Below are 7,790 nucleotides of genomic sequence, written 5' to 3'. Positions count from 1 at the left end.
GGCCCGATCCTACCTACGCAGCCGGCAACGCCAGCCAGAAGTGGTCAGGAGTTACTTTGCGGAAGAGCACGTCCGATATGCGGCAACATGACCTCAAGCTGTCAAACATTTAGTGCTCTCCGTAGTAAGTGCCGGCGCCAAGGCCGCTGATGGTGTAGCCGGTCTGCTGATAGAGCCCGCAGTGGCAATGTCCGTTTGTTCCTGACGCGTAGACGCTGGCCTCGTCCAGAGTGACTCCACCGCTGCCAGTGAGTGTCCCAGCGATTCTGCTTTGATCGTCATTGTCCCAGCCCGGCGTAGGCGTCGAGTCAACGTACCAGTTCATCGACTGGCCTTCGAAGTCGTCGAAGTTCCAGAACGCGACGCTGCCCGGTACTGGTGGGAGCGGAGCCTTGCCGTGCCCTGTCGGATACGTGGGATAACAGACCCAGTCAACGACCCTGCCCGTGCTGTCGAGCAAGGTCACGCTGTCTCCAAGCGGATTGAGGCTCAGAGTGCCACGTACGGCTTCTCTAAGAGCCAGAGCTTCCGAATCCACGACGAGAAACTCATTGTATTGCAGGTAGTGCGTCAAGGTGCAGGCCGACGTTGTCGTGACAAGCTGCCAGCCATTCAGGTCCATCGACTGGTCGTCCGGTTCGCCATGGAGCTCTACGAACTTATGTACCGAGTCAACGCTCACCTCACTCAGGAAGGTCAGAACGTAGGGATTGGCAGCCGCGACCGCTGCCGAGAAGAGCAGGCAGGCCAGAAGTTTGGTCATAACCGCCTCCAAGTAGAATTCTAGCCTCGGGCCGGAGACTGTCAAGAGGCAGGGCAAGACCGCGGGTCAGACACGTCGGACGAGTCGGACAGGGCCGACCCTCAGCCTGCCGCTTGACACCGCAGGACTCAATAATAGGGATATGATTCGCCAAGAGCTTGACAATCCGTCATTTTGGCCTTATCATGATTCAGATGCACGAGCCGTCTGCGGCCAGACTCGGCTGGATTCCCCCCTACCTTTTCCAGGAACTGGACGACCTCAAGTCCCGCGCTGGCCGCGACCTGATTGACCTCGGCGAGGGCAGTCCTGACCAGCCCGCGCCCAAGCCGATATCTGCCGCGCTCACGAGAGCACTCAAGAATACTGAGAACCACCGCTATCCCAGCTATCCCGGCAAGCTCACGGCGCGCGCGGCAGTTGCGTCATGGTATCGCCGCCGCTTCCACGTCAAACTAGACCCGGAGACCGAAGTCTCGATGCTCGTCGGCTCCAAGGAGGGCGTCGCGCACCTGATCTGGGGAACCTGCGGCCCGGGGGACACGGTTGCAGTCTCCGACCCCGGCTACCCGGTGTATCAGAACCAGTCGCGGCTATCCGGGGCAACGCCGATTCCGGTGCCGCTCGAGGAGAAGAACGACTTCCTCATCGACCTCGATTGGCTCTCCCGCATCGCCCGGCGCATCAAGCTTCTCTGCCTGAATTTCCCCGGCAACCCGACTGCCGCGGTAGCAACCCTCAACTTCTATCGTGAAGTTGTCGCCCTGGCCCAGAAGTACGGGTTCTTCGTCGTGAACGACAACGTCTACTCCGAGCTCTACTTCGGCAAGGTGAAGCCGCCGAGCATCCTCGAGGTGCCAGGCGCCAAGGAACGCTGCATCGAGTTCCACTCGCTCTCCAAGACGTTCAGCATGGCCGGCTGGCGCATCGGCATGGCGGTCGGCAACTCGCGGCTGGTGAAGTCGCTGCTCAAGATTAAACAGAACACCGACTCGGGCCCTTTCGGGGCAATTCAGGACGCGGCCGTCTTCGCGCTTCAGTCCGGGGACAGGTTCGCCGCAGCCAACCGTTTGCTGTACCGGGGGCGCCGGGATACGTTCTGCGGCGAGTTGGTGAGGCACGGATGGGGCGTGGGTCTGCCGGCTGCGACGTTCTACGTCTGGACCCGCTTGCCGGTGGGCCACGATAGAGCGCCGGCCGGAGAGTCTGCATCGCTCAACTTCACCCGCAAGCTGCTCTCGAACTGCCGCGTGATGTGCGCGCCCGGGACCGGCTTCGGCCAGTACGGCGAGGGATTTGTGCGGTTCGCCCTGGTCGCGCCCGAGAGGCAACTCCAGCAAGCGGCGCGGCGCATCGGCAGGTGGCTGGCAGAGGAGAGAGAGTAGTGAGTAGAGAGTTGAGAGTGGCGAGGCCGGCTTCTGGCCACTCCCAACTCCCCGCCTCCCACTCCCATTCACCTTCCTGCTTCCTCCTTCCTTCCTCCTCCCTCATCCCTTCTTCATGCCTCTAGTCGTCCAGAAGTACGGCGGAAGCTCGGTCGCGGACATCGAGGGGATCCGCCGCGTGGCGCGCCGGGTCGTAGCGACCCGCGCCGCCGGCAACCGGGTCGTGGTCGTGGTTTCGGCGATGGGCCACACCACCGACGCTCTGACGAAACTGGCGCACGAAATCATGCCCAGCCCCCAACGGCGCGAACTCGACATGCTCCTGACCGCGGGCGAGCGGGAAGCGATGGCGCTGGTTTCTCTCGCCATCCTCAGCGAAGGCCTGGAAGCGGTCTCGTTCACCGGCTCACAGGTCGGCATCATCACCGACCGATTCCACTCCGACGCCCGGATTGAGGAAATCCGGGGCGACCGTCTCCGCCGCGCCCTGCGCGGAAAGGTAATCCCGATTGTCGCCGGGTTCCAGGGAGTTAGCCCGGAGCGCGAGATAACCACACTCGGCCGCGGCGGCTCGGACGTGACCGCGGTTGCGCTCGCGGCCGCACTCGGCGCCGAGCGTTGTGAACTCTACAAGGACGTGGACGGCGTCTTCACCGAGAACCCTTCGGAGTTTCCCGGTGTACGGCTGGTGCCCGGGCTCAGCTTCGAGGAACTGGCCGAACTGGCCGGCTCCGGCTCGGAGGTGATTCACCCGCGGGCGTGCGCGCTCGCGGCCAAGTACCGGGTGCGACTTTCCATCCGGTCTTCATTCAACGACAAGCGAGGTACGACTGTGGCCAAACTTGAGAAGATGGAGAAGGCTTTTGTCCGGGCGATGACGCACAACCACAAGCTGGTGCGGCTTTCGCTCGTTGACGTGCCGAAGAAGGAGAAATGCCTGCACCAGGTTGTGACCCAACTGGCCGCGGCCCGCGTGCCGGTCGTGTTCTTCAACCACGGCGTGGTGCACGGCGACCGGTTCGACCTGTCCTACATCGTACCCGAGGCGAGCCTGCCGGCGGCCAGGACCATCCTCGGGAAGCTCGCCAAGCAGGTGCGGGCCGACCGGCTTGAGGTCAAGGACTCCCTCTGCTCGGTGTCAGTGGTCGGGCCGGGCGTCGGCTCCGACCCGGAGATTCTCTCCGGCACGCTCGATACGCTGCACCGGGTCGGCGTCCACCTCGATGCCTTCTCGACGTCGGAAACAAGGCTATCGTGCTTCATGGACCGGAAAGACCTGCGGCTTGCCGGCGCCGCGCTCCTCGCACGTTTCAGGCTGAAGAGATGATGGAAGAGAAACCGGCAGCGGGAGTAGAGAGTAGAGAGTCGGGAGTAGCCGGAGCTGAACCGGGCGGCGTCGCGCCAGAGAGCGAGATTCCGACTCCTAGACCAAAACCCCTGCACCCCGGGGCCCTTGAACCCGCGCCGCAATCCCTCGCCCCCGATCCCGTCTCCCCACTCTCGACTCCCGAGTCCGATGATTCGTCACTCGACAATCGTCATTCGGAAATCCCTGCGCCGGCGCCGCTTCCTGCCGTACAGGTGCTCGAGGCCCTGCTCTTTGCCGCCGACGCCCCGGTCAAGCTTGACCGGCTCGCAGAGCTTGCCGAGGTGGAACCGGAAGAGGCGCGGGCGGTTATCGATGGGCTTAATGCCGTCTACCAGGAAACCGGCAGGACGTTCCGCGTTCAGCGGGTAGCGCAGGGGTTCCAGCTGTACACTATGCCGGACTACGCCGAGTTCGTGCGCCGCCTCTACCAGCACCAGTACACTCACCGGCTCTCACGCGCGGCGCTCGAGGTGATGGCGATCATCGCCTACAAGCAGCCGGTCACCCGGCCCGAGATCGAGCAGCTACGGGGGGTTGACTGCTCGGGCCCGCTTGTTACACTCCTAGAACGCCGGCTGATTGCGACCTACGGCCGCGCCAGCCGCCCGGGCAACCCGTTTCTCTACCGGACCACGCCTGAGTTCCTGCGCTACTTCGGGTTGGCAGGACTTGAGGATCTGCCCCGGATGGAGGAGATCGGGGAATTCCTTGCCCGGCGTGAAACCGGAACGACCGGCAGTGTGCCGGAAAAGGACGTGACCTTCGATTCGCTGGCTATGGACGGCGGCCACCGAGACGGCGCGCCGGATGATGCGAGGTAATGGACATGTTTGAACTCTTGAAAGAGGAAAGCACGACCGACGATCCAGTGAAGCTGGTGGTCGGACTCCTCTCGAATGACCGCAACCTGCTGGCGCAGGCTCAGTCCGCTCTGGCCGAAGGGTTCGGGACCGTGACTGCCAAGAGCGAAGAGATACCGTTCAACTTCACCGACTACTACGAAAAGGAGATGGGACCGAACCTGATTCGCCAGTGGTTGGCATTCCAGGACCTGGTCGAGGCTGAGCAACTCGTCGATTTCAAGCAGACTACCCATACCCTGGAGAAGCGTTTCCTCGGTCCGAACGCCAAGCGCCGCGTGAACCTCGACCCCGGCCTGCTTTCCCTGCACAACCTGGTACTGGCCTCAACCAAGGGCTTTGCCCACCGCATCTACCTTCGCGGCGGCATCTACGCCGACCTGGCGCTCATCTTCCAGTCGGGCAAATTCCAGCCGCTCGCCTGGACCTATCCCGACTACCAGACTCCGGCCTGCCACGACTTCCTGATGCGCTGCCGCAAAGAGCTGCTGGCCGAGGCCGCGCAACAGCGGACGGGCCAGGACAACCAGGTCTTCAAGGCGACTTGACGCGGCACACAAGCTCGAAATCCGAATCCCCCGATTCGTCATTTGCCTGCATTCGAGCTTGAATCGGAATACCGACTTCGCGCCTCGAGTTTGAAAGAATTCCGCCACTACTTCCTCACCGGCGTCGCGACCCTGCTGCCCCTGAGCGTTACCGTCTTCATCTTCTGGTTCATCATCGTCCGGCTGGGTGCTCTGTTTCACCCGCTCTTCGGCTTGAACCCGTGGCTCGCGGGCCTGCCCGGATGGTTCGCCACTCTCGCTGGGTTCGTCCTTTTCATCATGCTCGTCCTCTTCACCGGCTGGATTGCCACGGGTCTCATCGGCAAGCTCACGCTCGGCTGGCTGGACAAGATCCTGCAGCGTGTGCCCATCGTCAAGAGCATCTACGGCTCGGCTCGCCAGCTAACCAACGCCGTGTTCGTCGACCGCAGCTCGCTCCGCCGGACCGTCATCGCCGAATACCCGCGCTTGGGGATGTTTGCGGTCGGGTTCCTGACCAGCGATGAGAAGATAACCCTCTCCGACGGCCGCAAGGCGGCCTTCGTCTTCTTCCCGACTACGCCCAACCCGACCTCAGGCTGGCTTGCGCTCATCCCCGAGGCCGAGGTCATCGAGACGGCGATGAGCATCGAAGACGGCCTGAAGCTCGTTGTCTCCGGCGGCGTCATCAAGCCCACCGATATCGGCACCTTCATCCGCCCACCCGTTTGACCCGCCTCGGAGAAGCGGGGCAGACACAATGCCGCACAAAGCCAGAAAGGACCACGCCCGTTGCACCGCGCCGATCACAGCCGTACCTGTGGTGAAGCCCGGCCGCTTCGCGATGAGGATGGGGAGCCGGGCAGCCGCCAGTCGCGGACGGTCGGCGTCCCCGCATACTCGATTGACACTCCCGACCCGGAACTTAGAATCGTCCCGATGATCGAAGAGCCTGCTCCAGCAGCAGCGAGGAGGTCCGATGCTTGAACTGGGCGTCGTACGTTCGAAAGGCAGGAAGTGGCACCTCAAGACGGATAGCCGTTCAGCCGAGCCGTTCAAGGCCGAACTCGCCGTCGCGGCCGCCTACGTGCTGTGGCTGGCTGCGTGCTCGCCTTCGATTAAGACGCCAGATGTCCGGTTGCGGTCCATCGACCAGAAGTCGGCCGACACGACGGTGGTAGGACTTGAAATCGTCAACCCGAACCGATTCCCGCTGCGGGTGATGTCGGTCGACTACGATGTGTCCATTGGCGACCGGCTGTGCGGCCGGGGCCGCCGATCCGAGGGGCTGTTCCTTGACGCCCGCGACACGACGGTCGCCGATTTCCCGCTGGTGATAGACTACGCGGGATTGCTGAGCTCTATACCGGCGCTGTTGACCGACTCGGTCGTGTTCAGCGTGAAAGGAAGCTACTTGGTGTCGACAATCGTCGGCCGGCGGCGGTTCGGGTTCGGCGGCGAGAGGAAGGTTGCGGTCAAGGACGAGTTGCAGTCCTTCATCAACGGTCTGTTCGAGGACTGAGGGCGGTCGGACACCGGTGCCGAAGATTCAGACCATTCCTGACGCTGACACGTCGGCCGGAATCCTCGACCCTCGTTCAATTGACAGCATAAACGATGTCTCGTGTGCCATGCCGTGTCGGCAGAATCGGACCCCAACCTGCCTGCTGAGGTCGAGAGGAGAGAAGCCGTGATGCTGAGAAAATGGCTCGTGCCCGCTCTGGTCCTGACCGCTGCCCTGCTGGTGGTGTCCTGCAAGGATGAGCGTTCGACCGACATGGGATTTGTCACCCCCGAGGAAGACCAGCGGGTCCCGCCGGGTGACGTGACGGTGAAAGTCTGGTGGGTCACGCACCTCTGCTCTGCGGATAGCGTCGTATTGGATGTGGATCGCCAGTACATAGGCACGAGCATCAACCCTTCTGACACGTGCACCTTCGTATGGAACAGCAGGAATGTCCCATTGGGAACCAAGCCGCTGCTCTACGCAAAGCTGTACTACAGCTATGTCGAGAACGGACAACCGAAACACGACCTTAACACGGTCGCACGCGGGGTCCTGGTGGACACCGGTGGGCCGGATGTCCGGATTGTCTCGCCGCAGGCCGGTGACACAGTTGGCAAAGGCAGCGTCCCAATCAAAGTGTGGGCCCGGGACACGAGCATACCGGGCATGGACCGCGTCGAACTGCTCGTCGACGATGCATTGAACGGCACAGCAATCGACTGGGGCCAGGACACTTGGCGCTACACCTGGGACGCGTCACAGGCGAGCGCCGGCAATCACACCGTCAAGGCAAAGGCCTACAACGGGTTTGGCGAGGTGGCGGTAGCGTCGGTTGGTATCTGGGTCAGGGACAGCGTTTCCGGCGGCGGGCCGACCCATCACGGCGGATACGTCGACACGAGCGAAACCTGGTCGCCGGGCGGAAACCCCCACATCGTCGACTCCAGCGTCACCTTCCGCAGCAATGCGTGGCTGACTATCGAGCCCGGGTGCGTCGTGAAGTTCGAAAAAGGCCACCTTGCATTCGGCCTCTACGGCCCCAGCGGGCTCACGGCGGTCGGCACCGCGGCCGCGCCGGTCCTCTTCACCTCCAACCGATTGAGTCCGGCGCGGGGCGACTGGACCGGCGTCAGGTTCGGCTCCACCACCCTGTCGGGAACGCGGCTCAGCTACTGCACCGTCGAGTACGCCGGCGTGCCGGGAGCGGATGCCGGCGCGATAACGCTGTCGGGCGGCTGCAAGGTGGAAGAGATACTAATCAGAGCATAAAATGTTTGACATGGGAGTCGGTTTGGTGTATACTGTGAGTAATGAGAGAAGACGATACTCGGCGTCTATCGCCGGCGGCTTTGGATGTGCTGCGTGTGCGGGTGATGAAA

General features: G+C 62.8%; 8 protein-coding genes. 7 read left to right on the top strand and 1 reads right to left on the bottom strand.

The annotated features are described in order from the left end of the window. Window positions 1–109: 109 nt before the first annotated feature. Window positions 110–763, bottom strand: coding sequence for a lamin tail domain-containing protein (locus FJY68_12660; protein ID MBM3332676.1), 654 nt, complete (start codon window positions 761–763; stop codon window positions 110–112). Between the two features lie 194 nt (window positions 764–957). Between FJY68_12660 and FJY68_12655 the strand changes: the two genes are divergently transcribed. The 7 genes from FJY68_12655 to FJY68_12625 all read left to right on the top strand — a co-directional run bounded on the left by FJY68_12655 (window position 958) and on the right by FJY68_12625 (window position 7,680). After that, window positions 958–2,148, top strand: coding sequence for an aminotransferase class I/II-fold pyridoxal phosphate-dependent enzyme (locus tag FJY68_12655; GenBank protein ID MBM3332675.1), 1,191 nt, complete (start codon window positions 958–960; stop codon window positions 2,146–2,148). 115 nt (window positions 2,149–2,263) lie between these two features. After that, window positions 2,264–3,475, top strand: a complete 1,212-nt coding sequence (locus FJY68_12650; protein MBM3332674.1) for an aspartate kinase — start codon at window positions 2,264–2,266, stop codon at window positions 3,473–3,475. Beyond that, on the top strand, window positions 3,472–4,338 hold the full coding sequence (scpB, locus tag FJY68_12645; protein ID MBM3332673.1) for an SMC-Scp complex subunit ScpB: 867 nt from the start codon (window positions 3,472–3,474) through the stop codon (window positions 4,336–4,338). Before FJY68_12650 ends, scpB begins: the two co-directional genes overlap by 4 nt. Further along, complete coding sequence (locus tag FJY68_12640) at window positions 4,338–4,925, top strand: DUF4416 family protein (protein MBM3332672.1); 588 nt, start codon at window positions 4,338–4,340, stop codon at window positions 4,923–4,925. The genes scpB and FJY68_12640 overlap by 1 nt, the downstream gene beginning before the upstream one ends. A 90-nt stretch (window positions 4,926–5,015) precedes the next feature. After that, a complete protein-coding gene (locus FJY68_12635; GenBank protein ID MBM3332671.1) occupies window positions 5,016–5,636 on the top strand; it encodes a DUF502 domain-containing protein in 621 nt (206 codons plus the stop codon). A 247-nt stretch (window positions 5,637–5,883) separates the two neighbouring features. Further along, on the top strand, window positions 5,884–6,426 hold the full coding sequence (locus FJY68_12630; GenBank protein MBM3332670.1) for an LEA type 2 family protein: 543 nt from the start codon (window positions 5,884–5,886) through the stop codon (window positions 6,424–6,426). A 114-nt stretch (window positions 6,427–6,540) separates the two neighbouring features. Beyond that, window positions 6,541–7,680, top strand: a complete 1,140-nt coding sequence (locus FJY68_12625; protein MBM3332669.1) for a hypothetical protein — start codon at window positions 6,541–6,543, stop codon at window positions 7,678–7,680. The last annotated feature ends 110 nt before the right edge of the window (window positions 7,681–7,790 follow it).

The organism is candidate division WOR-3 bacterium (assembly GCA_016867815.1).
In the GTDB taxonomy this organism is placed as follows: domain Bacteria; phylum Hydrothermota; class Tepidihabitantia; order Tepidihabitantales; family Tepidihabitantaceae; genus UBA2258.
This window is presented reverse-complemented; position numbering and strand designations above follow the sequence as displayed.